The organism is Pseudomonas sp. Colony2 (assembly GCF_019382755.1).
Lineage (GTDB): Bacteria > Pseudomonadota > Gammaproteobacteria > Pseudomonadales > Pseudomonadaceae > Aquipseudomonas.
Window position 1 is genome coordinate 3,712,103 of the sequence record NZ_CP080030.1, and the last position, 395, is coordinate 3,712,497.

At 58.2% G+C, this 395-nt stretch carries 1 pseudogene (cut by a window edge); it reads right to left on the reverse strand.

Annotated features, from left to right (window positions below):
- Positions 1-250: pseudogene (locus tag JV201_RS14660) on the reverse strand (IS481 family transposase); it reaches 877 nt to the left of the window's first position.
- Positions 251-395: the final 145 nt, after the last annotated feature.

Below are 395 nucleotides of genomic sequence, written 5' to 3' on the forward strand. Positions count from 1 at the left end.
GCTCCCGCCTAATTGCCAAGACTTCAGTCTCCAGCGCGGGCTCGGTAAGTTTTGGGCTAGTGGCTGGCCTGCGGGATTTCTCCAGCAGACCTTGCTGGCCTTGTTCTTCGTAGCGACCGAGCCACTTGTACGCGGTTTGGGGACTGATACCGAACCGTCGACACAGTTCTCGTTTATTGCTGCCGGGTTGCCGGGCTAAGGCAACGAACTCTTTTTTCAGGCTCATGGCGTCTCTCGTATTCCAGGGCATGATGGTTTTCCGGCGTAGTTAGCTCGCCGAAAAGTGTCCACCATGTCCCCGTACACCCGTCAACCATGTGTCCGGTCCGTACAAAAAGCGGCAAAGTAACCAAAGCGCTCTGCCCCGCCTGTCGGCGCCTCGCTAGGGCTCGGCG